This window comes from Candidatus Eisenbacteria bacterium (assembly GCA_026388185.1).
GTDB lineage: Bacteria > Eisenbacteria > RBG-16-71-46 > JAFGJU01 > JAFGJU01 > JAPLKG01.
In genome coordinates, this window is record JAPLKG010000004.1 from 1 (window position 1) to 17295 (window position 17295).

A 17295-nucleotide genomic window follows, 5' to 3' on the forward strand; every position below is an offset into this window, starting at 1 on the left:
GTGCTCAGACAGAGGCAGCTCCGGACGAACTGAAGAAGATGTGGTAACCAACACACGAATACTAGCCTGATGATCGTCGGTAAATCGCTCTCCTCTCACACAAAAAACATACTTGACTCCAGCCAGATCCATACTACCGCACCAGCATCATCAATAACAATCGCAACCCTGTCACCTTCTAGCTTGAGATGCGAAGGAACTTCACGACCACCTGCGTCACGAACGTGAAGCTCAGCGTAACGAAGCACACGCACACTATACCCATCCATGAAATCGATAGCTCCATCCTCCGCACGAAACTCAGCCCGAAGCCCACTCCCAACGCTCCCCTCTATACAGAGGAGCCCTTCAGCCTCAGGCCTCTCCATCACCCTAAACCCCTGCTCCAACCCTTCCTTCTTGTTCTCGTACCACTCATCCAAACCCTCACGGCTATATGTCACACGCGACCCGTCTGCCACAGGCTCAACGGATACCCCCGTAACATCCACCAGCCGTCCTTCACGCCCCCATGCCAACGTACGCCAGCTGAAACTCCACGAATCCCCATCCTCGCCCTTACGCGGAACGACCTCAATCCCACCATCCACAAAATACGTCCGCAAGTTGTGCGCACGGTTCGGCGCCTGTAACCCACGCTCATTGACCGACGCCTTGTACTCCTCACGTTCAATCTGCGCCTTCACCTTCCCCAACCAATCCTCACTCACACCAGCTCTCCGCGCTCCCACATCAATAACAGGAGCACCTGAAGCCACTGAAGGCGCTGAAGCATTTGGCCCAGCGGGCTGCGCCTGGCTCCCAACGCCAGGCAGAACAAAGGTCGCGTCCTTCGCAAAGCCGCCGATACCATTGGCCAAATCATCGCCACCAGCACATCCCACACTCCCCATCGCTCCAGATACCCTGACCCCATCCACACGTGCTGTACCTCCACCCACAATCAAGAACCCAAACAAGACCAAAACAAGAACGCTGAGCAGCGACACTACACACACGCGAACTGACATGGCTCTTCCTCCTTGCCAAACGTGACGTGTACACTGAAGCGTGAACACCTCTGGCAAAAGGCTACTCTTACTTCTCCTCGGCAAAACTCCTGGCCTAACGCATGCGAGCTTGATTCGCAAGGCCTGACCGCTACTTGCTGTATCTCAAGCTACCTACCCTGCAAAGAGCACACTGCCCCGTCTGGCTCGCCTCATCACAACAAAAAAGCCTCATCTCTCACCGATGAGGCTCAAACTTCTTCGCTGGGGAGGGCACTCGAATGGGCCAAAACCTGAGCTGCACCCGTGTCTCCCACGTCAAGGTCGTTTACACAAATCTAATCTCCCGCCCCCTGAGTTAACACAACTCATATCATATCACTAACTCGTTAATAATACAAGAGAAAACGCCGTCACATGATACGGCCTCCTGCGCTGCCCTAATTCGAAACGCCCGAGCTCGCCACCAAGCAAAAAGTTCTAACATCGTCCACCCTGGGGAGGCAGTGGGTTATCTAAACATCGCTTTGACCTTGCCCCAGGTGGTGGATTCAATGCTGTCCCAGCCATAAACACACTCCAACTCCTGCATGCCACCCCATTGAGCCCCCACTCCAAGTATCGACAGGTCAAATGTGTAGTCGCAGTTGACCACTTTGAAGTCAGGGAAGTCAGCATTCGGAACAATATCAAAGTAAGTAGGACCTGTGCCTGAACACACATATTCAAGATAGCCCACAGCCTCCCAAGACGCCCGGCATCCAGTAGAGGACGTGACCATAATGGCTGAAGGTATCCCCGGATTAGACACAACTATCGAGAAACCGGGACATGGAACAAATCCAAGAAATGTCACGGGAGACCCGTTTGCACGAATACCGAACGCAACTCCAGTGAAACCGTTCGGTGCCAAACCAACGTGAACACTGAGGAAACCGAAATTCCCTGCGGTCAGCTTTTCGGCATAGCATTGCATCGGTGCTTCAGGGTTCTCACCGCGAAACGTGCATACATCTGCCGGTGCCTCGTTGACTTCGCTATTTCGCATTATGAGCACGGGCTGCGGGTGCAGGTTTCCCTCGGCAATAACCAACGTAGGATAACAAAGGCAAATCAAGGCAATCGAGATCGCGAACGCTTTCATGGTGTCGCCTCCCATTGCAGGCAATGTCCTGGACACCTCTCCGATCCCTTTAGAAGGCTGGGTTCGCTGCTGACAACATGTTCTTGACCCAATAGCACAGCCCGGAGATTTCCCAGGCGCTACCGATCAACATTCAACCTGCCCAGCCACAGCCTAAGCATAACACTCCGATAGCACGTGACGCAAGCTTGGACCCACATGAGCGCTTGGCGTGCACCGGCCTTCACCATCTGTGGTTGTGGTGAGGAAAGCATATTTGGGTACTCATTGCCCCTTGGCAGGACAATGTTCTACCTCCCCACACCCTAATATTCGAGGAACGAACAAGTTATACACGTCTTGGTACGTCAACCCTAATGGTTCGCAAATCGTACAACTTGAGGAGGCAAGATTCAGCGCGTCTTTTTCAGCGGTTCCGTTCTAACGCGAGATCCCGCGAGTAGATTTCCTCGAGCTCCTGTCGATTCCGTCGCGTTCACGCCTACCTATGCCGACCGGCGGGTACCCATGGGCCGCCCGCGCTCCAATCCTTGGTAATCAACGCTTGCCCGGAAGCCGCCTTCAGCGGCGGGAGCAGGAACTCCCGCAGACAAGAGAGAACTTCAGGGAGCCCCGGAACGCCCTGTTCAAGCCCGCTCTTGCGAACCGAAGGCATATCACGCCCTTGGGGACGGCTTTTCCTGCCTGCGCGAGTCCATGATGTACAGTCACTTCGGCATCTGGAAGCATGTAGCGTCCCCGCTGTTCCGGGCGTGCCATGCACAGCCTATGAGTAGTCCGCTAAGAATCGGACCTGACAAGAGGACTAGTTTGAGGTACATTACTACCTACGAATGAAAACGATATCGAAGAGATACGACATGAAGTCTGAGCCGGAAGTGCTGAAGAGGCGAATGACCCACTGCAAGGATGGGCTCAGGCGCTCCGGCGTGAAATTGACGCATTGCGCTTGGCGCAAGAAGGAGGAAAAATGAAGAAGAAACTCACTACCAACGCCGGCGCCCCCGTCGTTGACAACCAAAACGTAATGACCGCCGGGCGGCGCGGGCCGATGCTGTTGCAGAATGTCTGGTTCCTGGAGAAGCTCGCCCAGTTTGATCGAGAGGTAATCCCGGAGCGCCGCATGCACGCCAAGGGTTCAGGCGCGTACGGCACCTTTACCGTCACCCACGATATAACCCGCTATACCAAGGCCAAGATATTCTCCCAAGTGGGAAAGAAGACCGAACTCTTCATCCGTTTTTCTACGGTGGCCGGTGAACGCGGCGCGGCTGACGCCGAGCGTGACATCCGAGGCTTCGCGATGAAGTTTTACACCGAGGAAGGAAACTGGGACTTGGTGGGTAACAACACGCCCGTATTCTTTTTGCGTGATCCACTCAAGTTCCCCGACCTCAACCACGCCGTCAAGCGGGATCCTCGCACTAACATGCGCAGCGCCCGCAATAACTGGGACTTCTGGACCTCGCTGCCGGAGGCGCTACATCAAGTCACCATCGTCATGAGCGACCGGGGCATTCCCTGTTCCTACCGCCACATGCACGGCTTTGGCAGCCACACCTTCAGTCTTATCAACGCGAAGAATGAACGGTACTGGGTCAAGTTTCACTTCCGCACGCAACAGGGAATCCGCAACCTGACCGACGACGAGGCCACGGCGATCATCGGCAAAGACAGGGAAAGCCACCAGCGCGACTTGTACGAAAGCATCGAGAAGGGCGAGTTTCCCCGTTGGACTCTGTCTATTCAGGTGATGCCGGAGAAGGATGCGGCGAAATGCCCCTACAACCCCTTTGACCTTACCAAGGTCTGGTTCCACAAGGATTATCCGCTGATCGAGGTGGGTGTCCTCGAGCTGAACCGTAACCCGGAAAACTATTTTGCGGAGGTCGAACAGTCGGCCTTCAACCCGGCCAACGTCGTGCCCGGCATCGGCTTTTCACCTGACAAGATGCTGCAGGGGCGACTGTTTTCCTACGGCGACGCCCAGCGTTACCGACTCGGCGTAAATCACCATCTGATCCCGGTCAATGCTTCCCGCTGCCCATTTCATAGTTACCATCGCGACGGCGCCATGCGGGTTGACGGCAACCACGGCAGCACCCTCGGCTACGAACCCAATAGTTACGGCGAGTGGCAAGAGCAGCCGGATTTTGCTGAACCACCGCTCAGCCTGGAAGGGGCCGCGGACCATTGGAATCACCGCGAGGACAAAGACTATTACTCCCAGCCCGGTCTGCTATTCCGGCTGATGAGCGCCGAGCAGCAAGCAGTGCTCTTTGCCAACACCGGCCGCGCCCTTGGAGACGCGCCGCGTGAGGTGAAGGACCGCCACATCGGCAACTGCCTGAAGGCCGATCCGGCCTACGGCAAAGGGGTGGCCAAGGCACTGGGTATCTCCCTGAGCGAAGTCCCCACAGAAGGGTAGCGCGGAGTGGAATATCGCATTTGGTAGCTCAAAGGCAGAGTGTCGGTTCGAGTCCTACCTGGGGAGCCCGCGGTGGCGACGGGGGTTGCTGCATCAGCGCTTGCTCCTGTGAGTATCGCATGCGGCCACCAATCGGCATAGGGGTGTCGGGTATTCCCCGACATCCCCTGCCACACCACCCGGCATGCGGGTCCGCACCGGGCGGTTCAGAAAGTGAATCGTGAGGTGACCAGCCGAGGTACTCCAAGCTGGTCTCCTCCCTGAGCTTCCGGTCTCGTGTGCCGCCATCGGTACTTCCTCGCTCCGCTGGTAGTTCGGGGGTTCACCCCTGCCACCTAGCGGGAGCTCCAGTTGCCCGGACATCTGAGGCCGTGTACCTTTGAGGCCCATCGTTCCCTCTGCTCTTCTTTCTGTTCGGCCCTTCTCCGCCTGAGGCAGATACTATGGCCTCTGCTGACTTCTTGCCTCCCACTTTTCAGCAGGGTCGCCCTTTCAGACGTAAGGCAAGATCTCCCCAGATAAGACATGCACCCTTCGCCGCACGACCGCCGGATTTACGCCGCCTGATCTTTGACCATGAGAGCTTCGCGGTCACTTGCCCGCTCGCCCTGATCGGCGTCGCCTCCAATCCGGTTTCTGTACGTCGGCCCGCGGCTTCGCTCCACGCTTCCTTCCCACGGTCAGTTACCCTTCCGCAGTTGCGCTTCGCTTCGATCGCTATGGCCAGCTCTCGGGAGGACTTGCACCTCCAAGGTGAACATCATGCTGGGCGTACAAGCAGGAGGGGCCGGCGTGTGGCCAGCCCCTCGGTTGTACCCCTTATCTAAGGCAGGCGGTTACCTGAACATGTTCTTGATCCTGCCCCAGGTCGTGCTCTCAACAGCTGTCTGCCCGTAGCAGAACACCTGGATGCGGTAGTTGCCTTTGTCCGCGACGTATACGTTGCCGCTCGCATCAAACGCGATACCGTGGGGCCCCTGGAACTGCCCCGGCCCAGTACCCAAGCCGCCCCATTCGGTGATATAGGTCCCGCTGCTTGTGAAAACCTGGATGCGATGGTTGCAGGTATCCCCGACGTAGACGTTGCCACTGGCATCTACCGCGATACCGCGAGGGTAGTGGAACTGCCCCACTCGGTGATGTACCCGCCGCTGCTTGTGAAAACTTGGATGCGATCATTGCCTTCGTCCACGACGTAGACATTGCCACTGGCATCAACCGCGACACCATGGGGGCAGCCGAACTGCCCCGGCCCCGTGCCATAGCTGCCCCACTCGGTGATGTAACCGCCGCTACTGGTGAACTTCTGTATGCGATCGTTGTCTGGGTCTGAGACGTAGACGTTGCTACTGGCATCAACCGCGACACCGAGGGGCCCGTAGAACTGCCCAGGTCCGGTGCCCCAGCCTCCCCACTTGGTGATGTAGCCACCAATGTTAGTGAATTTCTGGATGCGATGGTTGCCTAGGTCGGCGACGTAGACGTTGCCATCGGTGTCAAGCGTGATAGCACAGGGCTCATAGAATTGCCCAGGCCCGGTGCCCTCGCTGCCCCACTGAAGGATGTACCCGCCATCGCTTCTGAACAGCTGGATGCGGTGGTTGTAAGTGTCCGCAACGTAGGTGTAGCCATCAGCATCAAGCGCGACACCTTCAGGCCAGTCGAATTGCCCGCGCCCCGTCCCCTCGCTGCCCCACTGGGTGCAGCAGGCGGGTGGCAATTGGCTCCATGCTGCGGCAGGGAGCAGAGCGCAGATGACGACGAGCGGAATCACGGCGCACTTTCTCATGGCAACCTCGTGGTTAAGATTGAAACGTCCAACTATCGTCGGCACCAGCAGCTGCTGGTCGGGATGATCCGCGTGTTGGCAGGCCCACCAACCCCCGTCTAGTGCGATACTATGTGGAAACCAAGGAATCGGAAAACCGGTATTAGTTAAGTTCGCGTGCTACGGAGGGAATTATATCACCAAAATACCACCAACACAAGGGAAAACCTCTGGTGGCGTTCCATTAACTGGTGCTGTTTTGGCTTGCAAGGCTGGAAATCGGGGCATCGACGAACTGAGGCTCTATCCGACAACTATCCTGCAATACTTCTTGCTATCTCGACCCTAATGGTTCGCAAATCGTACAACTTGAGGAGGCTCCGTCCGGTGCAAGGCGGGCTACATCTTAACGACAGAACGAGTGTCATGGGAAATCACGCCGTCTGTCCAGCCGAACTTAGACTCAAAGAGTAGTTCGCGGAAATGCGACCCATACTTGCTGTTTTCATCCCTCAGCCTGCGAGCTATGGCATCAGCTTCAGGGTCCACTATCACTATTCTGCTAAGGCGAGGGTTATCGACCAACGCCGTGGCAAGGAAGTACTTCATTTCCGTGTCAGACTGTGGAAAACTGTATCCGACAAACACAAGCATATCCGCCTCTCCCAGTACTTTCCTGGCACCCGTCCAGACTTGGCCCATCGGGCCTCGCAAATTAGGTTTTAGAAACGAAGGCGCAACTATCACTGGAGAGCCTGGGACGACATAATTCTGTGAGCACACGACTGGGATGGGTCCAGTCTCCGCTGTGTTGCCTACCATCCACCGAATGCTGGTCATGCCCTCCTCCACATCGACGGTGTCTGGCTCGCCTGCTCGTTCAAACCAATTGACCGACCCATGCAGCTTGAAGACCGGTATCCCCTTTGGAGTATAGAAGTTCCCGGAACGTTGCGCTCTGCCAGCCGCGAAGTTGAAGCCTGGATTGGCGAAGACAAACATCTGACTTAGGGCACACTCTATATTCAAATCGTAGTTAGTGGTCACGAAGCATAGGCTATGAGGCGACTGCTGGAGGTCTAAGTTAAGGAACTTCTTGAAGACTTCGTATCCAGACCAGTACTTGGAGCCTAATGGAATTTGGGTGTAAATCCTATGCAGAATCATCTTCATGAGCTCGCCTGGGCTCTCTGGACTCCCCTGAGCAGGGGTTAGGCGCTCCTTCATCAGAGCGAAGGAGAGAATATCCTCAAGATTAGTGGGCCTGCTTTGGAGAAAACTGTTCGCGCCTCGGGCTTCCAGGGTGAGGGCATCTAGAAACTTCTTCTGCTCTGGTGTGAGTCGTGGACTGGCGTTGGCAAAGCTGAGGAACTCGTTCATAACCGGCAACCCGAAGGCCGCCGAGAAGCCCGCGCCCAGAAAGAGCACGACTTTCATGATGCGTTCACCTCGCTCAACCGACCAAGACATCTAGCGTGAAGAACAAGGCTAAGGGTACAATGGTGATATTTGAATGTCAATGAGATCTCTCGGCGTAATTAGTATCAAGGGAAGACGGTGTCTGCCTTCCACTCACGAAGCCACTGTAGAGGTAAACCCGTCTGACTGTCATGCTGCCGCTGATATGTGATGTGGCCACGGCTGGTGCCCTCTGTGTGTAGACGACGCGGAAGCAAGAGGTGGTTTCCCGACTCTTTTCTGCGGTTCGAATACTGGCACATCTGGGGAGCCTGCCGCGGCGACGGATGTCGCTGCATCCATTTGCCGTAATATGTTGATATTACAGTAGTTAGTCCACAAATCCACAAAGGACCATTGAAACCTCAATGGTGCTCGTGTCGGTGATGAATGTCCGGCACATGCGCATGCTCATGTTGCAATGTTTCATGTTTGTGAGCGTGCGAATGTCTCTCGGAGGAGCGCTCAACGCTGTCGTCATGTGTATGACCATGATGTTCATCGTGGGTATGCGGATGCTCATGCAGAACATTGGTATGAAGATGCAGATGACCGTGGCTTTCCCTGAGAAGCAAGAATGCCCCCAGGAGCATCACTGGAACCGAAATAAGAAACTGCACAGAGGGCAGGTAGCGGAAAGTGATGAAGGACACAAGTGCACCCAGAAAAGGGGCCGTACCGAACAGTGCGCTTGCGCGCGATGAACCAAGGTCTCTGAGAGCGAGGATGAAGAGGAGAAGGCTTACACCGTAGCTGAGACAACCTAGTAACATGGCGAGAAAAGCAGTTGAGTACGACGTTAACGAGGAGCCAGTCCAGAAGGACAACGCCAACGCAAAGCTCCCAGCTCCTAACCCCTTGATGACAACGATCATGACCGGGTCTTTTCCCGATATATGTCTTGTCAAATTGTTGTCGATGCCCCAGAGAAAGCACGCGGTGAGCACCCCCAATGAACCAAACGACAGTCCCAATGCTGCACCTCTATCAACCGTCAAGATCAAACTTCCGATTGTAATTACTGCAACGGCCAACCACAGACGTCGGCCTGCCTGCTCCTTGAAGAAAACAGCAGCAATAAACGTTGTGCTCACAGCTTCAAAGTTTAGAAGGAGAGAGGCCACAGCGGCGGGCGTGCTTGATAGTGAATACATCAAGACGGCAGGTGCCAGCAAGCCCCCGCATATCACAGCTCCGACCAGCCAACCAACATCATCTCTTCTGAGAGCCGCTTGTCTGCGGTCCGGTCCGGCAAGAAACCGTTGTGACAGTCTGAAAAGGAGCAAGCCAAGACCGCTGCCAAGATACAGCAATCCTGACAACTGCAGAGGCTGAAGGCTTCTTAGCAGTAGTTTGGCAAACGGGGCACTGGCACCGAAGAGCGCCGCCGCCAACAAAGCATAGAGTTGTGCTTTCGTTCTCATCAATGCGCCATTCGTCTTGATAAACGCTGGGATTTGGCAGTCTCTAATCGGCACCACGCATAGGGCGCATCATATCATAGACTTCGAATTGATGTGCAGGGTTCTCTTTACCGTCGGAAAAGGTGCAAGGTCAGTCTGCCTCGTAGGGCGATGCCCCCAATCTGTGCAACAAAAAGGAACACCCCTTCCAGCTACGGTGCTAACCGAAGTTGGAAGGGGTGGGGGGACCTCGGCCGGGGGTGAAGGGCCGTGAGGTCAGCTAGTCGCTCTTGTTGATGGTGAAGTCAAAGCTTGGATCCAGCGTCCTGATCTCCCCTGCAATCTGATCGAGCTTCTTCTGGAGGTGCTCAGCCCCGGTTTTCTTCCATTCCGAGTAAACGTCGAGAAGCAAGTTCTGCTTTTGCTTTATTAGTTCCTTCTTTCCCTCTGTGTCTACGGTCCTCTCAAGGTGGTAGACCTCTCCCTTGGAAAGTTTGTTCATGATGGAGGAGTATTCGCCCCTCAAGTGCGAGAGGATTCTTGCGTATCTGTCAAAGCCCACCGAAAGTTTCTCCAGCACTTCGGAGATTGGCGGGTTTTTCTTGTGTACTTGCTGACTGTAGGTGTACGCGAAATGGTAGTAGGCCTTTCCTCTGCCAATGGAGGCCTCTTCAGACGGTCGGGCCTTGTCTCGTGTTTTGCCCAGTATCAGTGCCGGATTGTCGAAAATTCCGACCGAGACGAGAAGAAAATCTGCGTTGGTCTTGTAGATCGTGTATTTCAGTCTCGCGTCCGTCGAGTTTGCCAGGCGCTGAAACACCTCGGTGTCGTACTTGAGGAGAGAACTCTTCGCTCTCTCAACGTACTGTGGATTGATGAACGAGTTCAATAGCTGCGCGAGATAACCGCTGACGTCTTCATCGTAGCAATCACGGTTGGGAAGAGGGCCTGTCTGTACTTTCGAGTAGAGGAGGCAGTGCATCATGAAAAGGTAAGTCGGCTGCAGTTTCCTGTTCCTGGTTGTGAGTTCTGTGTAACGTGTTCTTCTGGGTTCCATCTGGTTCCTCCGGGCTCTGCTGCAGTCAACCTGCAGAATTCCAGATTCCAAATGGTAGGTAGAGCAACTAGCATGCCACGCGCCCTGCCCCTCCGCTTTCTACTTCCTTGTGTTGCAGCGAGTTAAGACGTCTGTATTTGGACGGAATCGGGTGCGCGCTCGAAAGAGAGGAGCAGAGCGGAACTTTCATCAATTCACTTGGAAAAATCCCGCAATGGGGTTCAGGCCGGCTTGGTTGTGATTCGTCCCGCCACGTGTGTCGAGGAAGTTGCTCGGTTCGAAACTCGACGGCGGTCCGGCACGAGCAAAGGGCTTCTCGCCCGCCACGCTAGGCCGCCGCCGGGCCGTAGCGTTTTATGCAATCAGGCTTGCGAAGTGCAACGGACGACTCTCTCCGCGATGCGGTCCCCATAGACTGCCGCTCAGTCACGTGCGCGTAGTGTGTTGCAGATCAATGCACTAGCTTTGTCGGTCGGCGTCGCGGTTGGTGGCATACTATCTGCTACTGGTTAGAGCGTACCATTGTGTCCAGCTGATCGAGCGAGGCTTAAGAGGGGTTTCTTAGCGATGGCAACTGACGCTAACGACGTAAGCTCCGGGACAAACTCGGGTGGGCGGGGCGGCCACGCTCCTGCTCGCACTACAATAGCACTCAGAATTCGAGTCAATCGTATCTTCGTCGACGTACAATCAGTCCACGGTTGCACTGAAATCGAGAGGTTGAGCAGAATCCCCGGCGCTCCCAAGAGCGTGACGGGCTTGATTCTTTTCATGGGTGAGGCCGTCCCCCTTATTGATCTCTTTGGAGGATCGACCGTGTGCTCGACTCCCGGCGGATTGACGCAACGGAGAAAGGCGGACGAGTACGTTGTGATCTTTTCAATAAGAGGAATCAGGTTCGCCGTTAGAGTAGATGAGCCTCCCCAAATGTGCACGGACATGAGTGCGTTTGAGATTGCCGGAGGCAACGTCTGCCATATGCGAACACGGCATCTCGAGCGCCTGTTTGATCTCCGCCTTGCTCGAGTGAAGAACATGGCTCCTGCCGAGAGCGACTCTCGCACCGGAAACAACCCCGAAGCCAAAAGCGACTCTCACGGGATAGAACAGACGGAACAAACGGCGGCGAAGTCAATCACCGATCTCTGCTGCGCTACTTGAGGAGTGATAAAATGGAAGAGGCACTGAAGAAGAGACTGATTCTGTTTGCGTTCGTACCGCTTGTGATTGTGCCCCTCGTCTTGGTTGGCACTCTGTGGTTCGCCACCGGGTGGTACCCTTCCTCGTTGTGGGTTGCGTCCAAGGGGTGGGAGACAAAAGTGGTGCTCGGAGCGCTTGCCGTTGCCGTGGCGTTTATCGTGGTCGAGCTCCTGGTGCTCCTTTACGTTGCGCGCGTCGCAGGCAGAGGAGTGAGGTGTCTTCTGAAGGTGGCGGAAAGTACGAAACTGCCCGAGAGCGGTCTGCCCGGCCCACTCAAGGAAGACGTCGAGTTCAACGTGCTTGCAAGGCGAGTTGAACAGCTCAGCAGAGGCAACAAGGATCAGGCCGCCGTCTCACGCAGACTCTCCCATCTCGAGGAAGAGCTTGCGAGGATAGGCAACTCAGTCGAAGAGGTCTTGATAGGTTCGCCGTTTGTGCCCCTTCCCGAATCGGAAGGTGCCACGGAAAGGCTTGTGTCTCTCATCAACAGGATGCTACCCGAGTTCTCCGAACTTCGCAAGGCGTCCGTGAAAGAGATGCGCACCGTCGAGAAAGACCTGGGCGAAACCAGAGAAGCCAGTCAACAACTGGCGGCTCACGCCGAAAGAAGTTTTCTCGAATCGACGGAAGTTCTCGTTGCGGCCAGAGAAGTATCGAGACTCGTTGCCGAGGCCAGGGAGAAGCTCCACGCAATCGCAGGCAAGTCCGAAGAGAAACCGGGGGCGAAGCTGCAGAAGGAGAGCATTCGCGATGCAGTGACAAGAGTCGTCGAAACCGCCGCGAGGGGCATCGAGGAACTCAGCAAGGGACTCATGAAGGCGAGTGCCCTCTCGAGAAGCTCGGAGCGAATAGCGAACAGGGCCTCGGTTCTTGCACTCAACGTTGCAGTTGAGGCGGCGAGGGCGTCGTTGCCGGGTATGAATGTTCTGGCCGAAGAAATACGTAGGCTGGCGGAGTTCGCAAGAGGTTGTAGCGACGACAGCGCGGTTATTGTCAAGGAGATAGAAACGAAGGTTGACGCCGTGGTCCGCGCCATCCACATCTCTCAAGAAGAAGTGAGAATCAAGACGCGTACCCTCGGCTTCGGACCAGACGAGCAGGCACAGGAGAGCGGGGAAGCCGACGCCGAGCTCGAACGGATAACGTCGAGGCTCGACGATACGGTGGGAAAGCTTCTTTCCAAAGTGCAGGAGCTCTCGAGGCTCACCGAAAAGGCTTCGCGCGAGGCCGAGCGCGTGAGTCGTAAGGCCGTGGCCGTACACGATCAGACGAAGGCTCTCGCGGAAGGGGAAAGTTGGAAGAGCCCCTCCACGATGGCGGAGCCGTCTCGCATTGAAACGCTCTCCAATGATGATTTCCTCATCGGAGATTGAGCAGCAGAAGAACCGGAAGGAGAGTAATTGTGAACGATCGTGAGTCTCTCCGGCACGACGGTGACGACGCCAAGAGAGAGAATGAAACGTATCTCGTTCTCGAGACTCATGGAGAGCTTTATGCAGTGAGGTGGGCACTCGTGAGGCAAGTAGGTATGCTGCTACAGACCGAGATTGATGCTTCGCAGGTGCCGTCACAGGTTCAGAGGGATGGCCTCGCGCTTCCGGTCTACTATCTGTGGGAGCTCGTGGGACTGAAGCCGCCGGTGGAGAAAGCGATGGAGATTCCCGCGGTCTTTCTCGAAGAGGAAGACCGGCGGGCAGTTCTTGTTCCAGAAAGAATCCTTTGGAAACAGGAAGCAACCCTTCAGGAACTGCCGCAGTGGCTGGACAGAGCCCCCATCGTCGTGGGAGCGATAGTGCTTGGGAGCGGCGTTGTCGTCATCGTACTGGGACCAATTGGAAACAATTCTGTGTGCGAGAAGGCAGCGTGCACAACGGAGCGTAGTTCATAACCAATGACAGACGTGAAGGATAACATGGCAGTTTCCACCGGCGAGCGCTCCAAGAAGAAAAAGGTGCTCGTGGCCGACGACGACCCCAGGGTGGTCGAGCTTCTTCACATCACCCTTTCCCAGAACGGATACGATGTCCTGTCCGCGGTTGATGGGCGAGAGGCCCTGGAAGTCGCAGACAAACACAGGCCGGACGTGGTCATTCTTGACGTGAAGATGCCCAAGGCAGACGGGTATGAAGTCTGCGCGGCGCTCAAAGCAAGCAGCACCGGGTGCCGCCCGCCCGTGATACTGATCTCGGGTCAGTGCGACGCCACCTCGAGGCTCGAGGGCCTCTTGAAAGGTGCCGACGATTTTCTGATGAAACCCTTCTCGCCGAGAGAGCTTATTGCAAAAATAGACAAGGCCTTGAAAGGCTTCGAAGACAGCAAAATCCTTACGGACGTCAGCGTCAAGCTGGAAAAGGAAATCAAGCGCGGCGAACAGGAACTCGAAAAGGTCAACAACGAGCTCAAGAGGCTGCTTTACAGCAAGGACACTCTCATAGGTCTCAGCCAGCAACTCAACAGTTGCCTCAGACTCGAGGCCCTTCTTGACACTTTTCTTCTCACCGTCGTCGGTCAGTTGCGCGTGGAAAGCGCGTGTTTTTTCATAGCAAAGGGTTGGGATTCCAGGGTGTTGGTCCATTCTCTCTCCAAGGGTGTGAGGCCCGGGCTCGTCGAGCATCTCCAGATTCTCTTTGACAGTTCCCTCGGTTCCATACTCGCCTCGCACGAGAAGCCGCTCGGCATCGACGAGCTGGAGAGCTGTCCAGGCGCCGGCGATCAGGTGAAAGCGATTGCCGCGGCGGGCTTCATACTGTGCCATCCCATCCACGTGAGAGGACGCTTGATTGGAGCCCTTCTGCTCGGTGAAAGGGTGCACGGGAATGGTTTCACCGAGCTTGACATGGAGATGCTGGCAAGCCTTTCCAGTTCCGCCGGCATCGCCATCGAGAACGCGCGACTCTACAACGAGCTCCAGGAAACTTACGTCGCCACAATCAAAGCCTTCGTGAACACGATCGAGGCGAAGGACCCCTACACCCGCGGCCATACGGAACGGGTTGCCGAATATGCAACGGCGATCGCGGAAGGCATGGGTCTTGGCCCCGACGAAATAGAGAACATAAGGTTCGGTGCGATTCTCCACGACATCGGCAAACTCGGAGTCTACGAACAGATTCTCTGGAAGCCCACGGCTCTGGATGAAGAGGAGTGGAAGATCGTGAAGAGTCACCCGGAGACGGGCGCCTCCATCCTGACCGGTATCAGGTTCCTTGAGAAAGCAATCGACATAGTGAGGCACCACCACGAACGTCTGGACGGAAAAGGTTATCCTGATGGGTTGAAAGGGGACGCGCTTTCTCTGTACGCGCGCATAGCATGCGTGGCGGACAGCTTCGATGCCATGACGAGCGATAGAGCGTACAGGGACGCGCTTTCCGTTGAGGAAGCTCTTGCTCAGATGGTGGAGAAATCCGGCACTCAGTTCGATCCAACAGTGACCAAGGCTTTCGCTAAACTCATCAAGGCAGGCAGCGTCAAGATCGGATAGCGCTCACGTGTCCGATGGCCTCCATTCGGGAGCGTCCGCCTGCGCCAGGATCCCGAATCGAGAACAGCGTTGATACTCTTTGTGAACTCCGTTCACCGTTCAGATTCTCGACCCGCCCGCCCCGATCAGACGAGTTCCCACCCAAGGTCTCTCTTCTCAACCGTAATCCGCTGCAACTGCATTAACTAGAGAATCCACGTCCGACCCTCCACAATCGCGCCGCGCCGTTAATTTGCGCCGGAGAAAGGCACGTTTGTTGCCTTAAGGGTATTTGTTCTTGAGGGGGCCAGGTTATCCTCTGGCAGGGTGGTTGCTGTGAACGTGGTTGGGTAGTGCTTCAGGCACGGGACGGCCTGCGCCCCCACTCTCAGAAGCTGGGGCCAAGCAAGTGGCGGATTTCTCCCAAAAACATATTGACTTTGAGACTCTTGGCGTGTATCAATGACTTCTTTGGAATGGAACCCATTTCATCCCTGTTGCCGTACTCCAAGAAAATCTCACGCCAACGCTAACATGCGGGGATGCAAACAGTTATGGGGAAGAAGCCAGACGAGCGATATGCCATGCTTCGGCAGGCAGGGCTAGTCACGCTGATACCCTTTCTTCTCCTGGTCTCTCCTGTTGTGGGCTACTACATAGGGCGGTTTCTCGACAAGAGATTCCACACCTCTTTTCTGTGGATTGCGTTCCTCGTGCTGGGCTTTGTCGCCGGCGCGAGGGAGGTTTACAGAGTCATTGTGAGGGTCGGCAGAGAAACCGAGTCCGGTGATCAATGAACCTGCCCGTGGATCGCGGAGCTTCCCGATTTGGATTCTGAGTTTTTGACAAGGGTCGTCAGAACAAGCGCGCTGGTTGCACCCCTGGTTGCTCTTTTCCTTGCGACCTACGTTTCTCCAGCAAGCGGATCAGGTTTTCTCCTGGGGGCGCTCTGGGGCATGCTCAATCTTCTCGTCACCGTCTCTCTGGTCGAAACCCTGTTTGGCAGCGAGAACCCCGGCACGGCCAGGGTCGCAGGGATCGCGCTTGTCAAGTTTCCGGTCCTCTATTCTTCAGGTTTTCTCCTCATGAGAGTCGGGGTTTTCCCGGTCGGGAGCCTCGTCTCGGGCTTTTCTCTGGTGTTGTCGATTATTCTCCTCAAGGCTTTAGGCACTCTTGCAGCCGAGCGAGTTGGCGCGAGGAGACGGCGAACGTACGCCTGAATGTTCAGGCATGGTCCTGCTCTGTGACGGAGGAACGGTGCCTCTTCTCGACATAGTCGCGGCTTCAGAGAAAACGGGAGCGGGTCCCCAGGGTCCGCCGGAGCTTCCGAACATAGTCACAATCATCTACGACAAGTTCGGTTCCGCGCCCTTTGCCCAGTTCCTTCACCACTGGGAAAACGTGGTCTTTTCGTTTCTCATCGCCGTTTTTCTCGGCGTGCTGTGCTTTCTTGCTTCCAGAAGGCCTCGAGTTGTCCCCGGGGGTCTCCAAAACCTCCTGGAAATGATCGTCGAAGGGATCAGCAATTTTGTGTGTGGCATACTCGGAGAGGAAGGGAAAAAGTACGTTCCCTTCCTGGGGACCTTGTTCATTTACATTTTCTGCATGAACATGTTTGGACTCATCCCGGGAATGAAATCGCCCTCTTCGAGCATCAACACGACCGCGGCGCTGGCCATCACAGTTTTCATCTACGTTCAGTACACGGGAATAAGGAATCTTGGCGTTCTGGGGTACATCGATCATTTTGCGGGACGTCCGCGCGACGTTGCCGGCATCTTGCTTGTTCCGCTGATGTTGCCTATGCACGTAATCACGGAGCTGGCGAAGCCGCTCAGCCTTTCGGTGCGACTTTTCGGCAACATTCTGGGAGAAGACGTTCTCATCGCCGTTTTCGTGGGGTTGGGAATCAGTATCATGGCATTTCTGAATCTGCCCGTCGGAATCCCGCTTCATTTGCCGTTCGTGTTTCTTGCCATGTTGACGGGCGCCATCCAAGCGCTTGTGTTTTCTGTTTTGAGCACTATATACTTCCTCATGATGTTTCCTCACGACGAGCACTAGCGAAGGGAGGTTGGAAAATGACTTTTCAGAGTGCGCTCGGCTTTTCAGTTCCGCTGGCTGTCTCTATAGCCGCGTTGGGTTCCGGACTGGCGCTCGGGAAGATGGGTGCGGCGGCGATGGAAGCCATAGGAAGGCAACCCGAGGCTGCCGGGAAGATCCAGCTCGGCATGATCATCGGTTTCGCCTTCATCGAGGCTCTCACGATCTACGCGCTTGTGACGATGTTCGTTCTTCAAGGCAGGATCGGTTAGAGCATTTCGATCGACGCGTCTGGACGTGCTTCCTACGCGATGTTCGGCGACGTTGGCGCCATTCTAACAG

16 protein-coding genes are annotated in these 17295 nt (G+C 55.6%); 9 read left to right on the forward strand and 7 right to left on the reverse strand.

Going from position 1 to position 17295, the window contains the following annotated elements; genetic code table 11:
- Window positions 1–95 precede the first annotated feature (95 nt).
- Both NTX17_01490 and NTX17_01495 read right to left on the reverse strand, forming a co-directional pair.
- On the reverse strand, window positions 96–1010 hold the full coding sequence (locus NTX17_01490) for a hypothetical protein (protein MCX5800053.1): 915 nt from the start codon (window positions 1008–1010) through the stop codon (window positions 96–98).
- A gap of 490 nt (window positions 1011–1500) precedes the next feature.
- Complete coding sequence (locus NTX17_01495) at window positions 1501–2133, reverse strand: hypothetical protein (GenBank protein MCX5800054.1); 633 nt, start codon at window positions 2131–2133, stop codon at window positions 1501–1503.
- Between the two features lie 970 nt (window positions 2134–3103).
- Here NTX17_01495 and NTX17_01500 point away from each other — a divergent pair.
- On the forward strand, window positions 3104–4561 hold the full coding sequence (locus tag NTX17_01500) for a catalase (protein MCX5800055.1): 1458 nt from the start codon (window positions 3104–3106) through the stop codon (window positions 4559–4561).
- An 836-nt stretch (window positions 4562–5397) separates the two neighbouring features.
- On the opposite strand, the gene NTX17_01505 is transcribed toward NTX17_01500, so the two are convergent.
- The 5 genes from NTX17_01505 to NTX17_01525 form a co-directional block, all read right to left on the reverse strand.
- Entirely contained in the window at window positions 5398–5694 is a 297-nt protein-coding gene (locus NTX17_01505; GenBank protein ID MCX5800056.1) for a 6-bladed beta-propeller, read from the reverse strand.
- The gene (locus NTX17_01510) at window positions 5658–6395 is read right to left on the reverse strand and encodes a 6-bladed beta-propeller (GenBank protein ID MCX5800057.1); all 738 of its coding nucleotides are present in this window, start codon (window positions 6393–6395) and stop codon (window positions 5658–5660) included. Before NTX17_01510 ends, NTX17_01505 begins: the two co-directional genes overlap by 37 nt.
- A 333-nt stretch (window positions 6396–6728) precedes the next feature.
- Window positions 6729–7766 carry an SIR2 family protein gene (locus NTX17_01515; protein ID MCX5800058.1) on the reverse strand — a complete coding sequence of 346 codons (1038 nt, stop codon included), beginning with the start codon at window positions 7764–7766 and terminating at the stop codon, window positions 6729–6731.
- Between the two features lie 386 nt (window positions 7767–8152).
- Window positions 8153–9211: an EamA family transporter gene (locus NTX17_01520; GenBank protein ID MCX5800059.1), complete on the reverse strand. Its 1059-nt coding sequence runs from the start codon at window positions 9209–9211 to the stop codon at window positions 8153–8155.
- A 259-nt stretch (window positions 9212–9470) separates the two neighbouring features.
- Complete coding sequence (locus NTX17_01525) at window positions 9471–10247, reverse strand: hypothetical protein (protein ID MCX5800060.1); 777 nt, start codon at window positions 10245–10247, stop codon at window positions 9471–9473.
- A 567-nt stretch (window positions 10248–10814) separates the two neighbouring features.
- Between NTX17_01525 and NTX17_01530 the strand changes: the two genes are divergently transcribed.
- The 8 genes from NTX17_01530 to NTX17_01565 all read left to right on the forward strand — a co-directional run bounded on the left by NTX17_01530 (window position 10815) and on the right by NTX17_01565 (window position 17225).
- A complete protein-coding gene (locus NTX17_01530; GenBank protein MCX5800061.1) occupies window positions 10815–11408 on the forward strand; it encodes a chemotaxis protein CheW in 594 nt (197 codons plus the stop codon).
- A gap of 11 nt (window positions 11409–11419) precedes the next feature.
- A complete protein-coding gene (locus NTX17_01535) occupies window positions 11420–12820 on the forward strand; it encodes a methyl-accepting chemotaxis protein (GenBank protein ID MCX5800062.1) in 1401 nt (466 codons plus the stop codon).
- Window positions 12821–12849: 29 nt separating this feature from the next.
- Window positions 12850–13335 carry a hypothetical protein gene (locus NTX17_01540; GenBank protein ID MCX5800063.1) on the forward strand — a complete coding sequence of 162 codons (486 nt, stop codon included), beginning with the start codon at window positions 12850–12852 and terminating at the stop codon, window positions 13333–13335.
- Between the two features lie 24 nt (window positions 13336–13359).
- Complete coding sequence (locus NTX17_01545; GenBank protein MCX5800064.1) at window positions 13360–14931, forward strand: response regulator; 1572 nt, start codon at window positions 13360–13362, stop codon at window positions 14929–14931.
- Between the two features lie 533 nt (window positions 14932–15464).
- Window positions 15465–15707 (forward strand): AtpZ/AtpI family protein, encoded by a 243-nt coding sequence (locus NTX17_01550; protein MCX5800065.1) that lies wholly within the window; start codon window positions 15465–15467, stop codon window positions 15705–15707.
- A gap of 30 nt (window positions 15708–15737) precedes the next feature.
- Entirely contained in the window at window positions 15738–16130 is a 393-nt protein-coding gene (locus NTX17_01555; protein MCX5800066.1) for a hypothetical protein, read from the forward strand.
- A gap of 37 nt (window positions 16131–16167) precedes the next feature.
- A complete protein-coding gene (atpB, locus tag NTX17_01560) occupies window positions 16168–16974 on the forward strand; it encodes a F0F1 ATP synthase subunit A (protein MCX5800067.1) in 807 nt (268 codons plus the stop codon).
- A gap of 17 nt (window positions 16975–16991) precedes the next feature.
- The gene (locus NTX17_01565; GenBank protein ID MCX5800068.1) at window positions 16992–17225 is read left to right on the forward strand and encodes an ATP synthase F0 subunit C; all 234 of its coding nucleotides are present in this window, start codon (window positions 16992–16994) and stop codon (window positions 17223–17225) included.
- Window positions 17226–17295: the final 70 nt, after the last annotated feature.

Coding starts and splice junctions, on each gene's coding strand:
- NTX17_01490 (MCX5800053.1), bottom strand. CDS start 1,010: ATGTCAGTTCGCGTGTGTGTAGTGTCGCTGCTCAGCGTTCTTGTTTTG.
- NTX17_01495 (MCX5800054.1), bottom strand. CDS start 2,133: ATGAAAGCGTTCGCGATCTCGATTGCCTTGATTTGCCTTTGTTATCCT.
- NTX17_01500 (MCX5800055.1), top strand. CDS start 3,104: ATGAAGAAGAAACTCACTACCAACGCCGGCGCCCCCGTCGTTGACAAC.
- NTX17_01515 (MCX5800058.1), bottom strand. CDS start 7,766: ATGAAAGTCGTGCTCTTTCTGGGCGCGGGCTTCTCGGCGGCCTTCGGG.
- NTX17_01520 (MCX5800059.1), bottom strand. CDS start 9,211: ATGAGAACGAAAGCACAACTCTATGCTTTGTTGGCGGCGGCGCTCTTC.
- NTX17_01525 (MCX5800060.1), bottom strand. CDS start 10,247: ATGGAACCCAGAAGAACACGTTACACAGAACTCACAACCAGGAACAGG.
- NTX17_01530 (MCX5800061.1), top strand. CDS start 10,815: ATGGCAACTGACGCTAACGACGTAAGCTCCGGGACAAACTCGGGTGGG.
- NTX17_01535 (MCX5800062.1), top strand. CDS start 11,420: ATGGAAGAGGCACTGAAGAAGAGACTGATTCTGTTTGCGTTCGTACCG.
- NTX17_01545 (MCX5800064.1), top strand. CDS start 13,360: ATGGCAGTTTCCACCGGCGAGCGCTCCAAGAAGAAAAAGGTGCTCGTG.
- NTX17_01550 (MCX5800065.1), top strand. CDS start 15,465: ATGGGGAAGAAGCCAGACGAGCGATATGCCATGCTTCGGCAGGCAGGG.
- NTX17_01565 (MCX5800068.1), top strand. CDS start 16,992: ATGACTTTTCAGAGTGCGCTCGGCTTTTCAGTTCCGCTGGCTGTCTCT.